Here is a 1,880-nt window from a genome sequence, read left to right as displayed (position 1 = left end):
GCCACCGAGGAGTGGAGCACCTCGGGCCACGGGCGCCCCGGCGCCTCGGGGAGCTACCCCTCGGGAAACCCCGCCGCGGCCTTCTCCGGCCCGGCCTCCGACCCCCAGGGCTGCGCCTACTGCCACGCCTTCCTCGGCACCGCCCAGAACCCCGCGGCGGCCCACGGAGAAGCCGACAACCCCTTCCGGCTCGCCAACCGGGGGGCCCTGGGCCGGGGCGCCACCGAGGACGGCGGCTGGAACGACGCCTGCCTGGTGTGCCACCACGCCTCCCGCAGCGGCTACGACCCCGACGGGGCGGGCGGGTACGCGAGCCGAAACGGGGCGGCCAAGGTCGACGAGAACCACTACGGCAGCCGGCACGCCGACTCCACCCGGGGGGGCGCGTTCTGCTGGGACTGCCACGACCCCCACGGGGACACCCAGCACTACATGGTCCACTCGGGGGACGGCTCCGCCCCGGGCCGGGGCGTGACGGCCCAGTCCGACGGGAGCTACGGCATCCCGGTCGCCTCGCGCCCGGTGACGGGCCTCGACGTCGGGAGCGCCGGCTACACCTCCGCCGACCTGGCCCACTCCGGCAACACCGGCCTTTGCCAGACATGCCACGCCGCGAGCGGGGGCGCCCGCTACTACAACCGAAGCACCTTCACACCGCTCGCCTCCCACAACGGGGCCGACACCGTCCGCTGCACCGTCTGCCACCGGCACGAGGAGGGCTTCCCGAGCTGCACCGACTGCCACGGCGACCCGACGGCGGGAACCTCGTGGCCCGACGGCGCCGCCAACAACCCCGATGCAACCTACCCTTGGGCCGACGGCGCGGGCGCCCACGCGGCGCACGTCGCCGCCCTGGGCACGGGGAACCGCTCCTGCACGACCTGCCACCCGGGCAATCCGCCGCCGGGCCACCCGGCCGACGCAGCCACCGGACCGCAGCAGGCCGAGGTGATCCGCATGGACGCCGACGGGAACGGCACCCCGGAATACTGGCAGTTTGCCGAAGGTGCCACCGCGTCTTCCGGCACCCCCGTGTACTTCCGCACCATGGCCGGCGCCTCCGACCTCGACGCCACCTACCGGCTTGCCGACCGACGGTGCGCCAATATCGACTGCCACGCCGGGGTGACGACGCCGCCCTGGTACGCGGACGAGGGCCTGCCCGAAGCGACGGAGGTGGCCGCGTCGCCGTCGAGCATCCAGCGCGGCACCGCAACCGTGACGCTTTCCGCCTCGTGCGCGAACACCGCCTCGGGCGGCAGCCAGATCGTGGGGGCCGAGTACTTCGTCGGGATTCCCGGCAGCCCCGGCACCGGCACGCCCATGACCGCCGCCGACGGCGGGTTCGGCTCCTCCGCGGAGGCCGTGGCGGCCGTGGTGGACACCTCGGCATGGTCCGGCGACACGAGCCTCCACGTGCACTGCCGGGACGCCGCGGGAAACTGGGGGCCTCTGCCGCCCGCGAGCGCCGCGGTCACCGTGACGCCCCAGGACGAGTTCTCGGCCTCCCTGGTGGCGGGGCCGACCGAGACCGTCCTGCAGGGGGATACCAACGTGACGGTGGCGTCGGTGACCCTGAGCGTGACTTCCGGCTCCTCGGTGGTGCTCCGGGGCTTCCAGGTGACGGCGACCGGCAGCGGCACGCCCCACGCCAACGCGGCGGCCGCCAAGATCTACGCCGACGGGGGCACGGTGCCCAACGCGTGGGATCCCTCGGACACCCTCCTCGGGTCCGCCTGGCTCGACGCGGCCAACGTCGCCAACGTCGCCATCCCCGAGACGGCGGTGGCGAGCGGCACGCCGCTGCGCATCCTGATCGTCTACGACATCGCCGCGGCGGCCACCAGCGGCAACACCCTGGGCGCGAGCCTGACCGGCGT

1 protein-coding gene is annotated in these 1,880 nt (G+C 74.6%); it reads left to right on the top strand.

Annotated features, from left to right (window positions below; translation table 11 throughout):
- The coding region (locus tag AB1578_21145) for a hypothetical protein (GenBank protein MEW6490403.1) at window positions 1–1,880 on the top strand (1,880 nt) is incomplete at both ends.

This window comes from Thermodesulfobacteriota bacterium, assembly GCA_040756475.1.
In the GTDB taxonomy this organism is placed as follows: Bacteria; Desulfobacterota; Deferrisomatia; order Deferrisomatales; family JACRMM01; genus JBFLZB01.
This window is presented reverse-complemented; position numbering and strand designations above follow the sequence as displayed.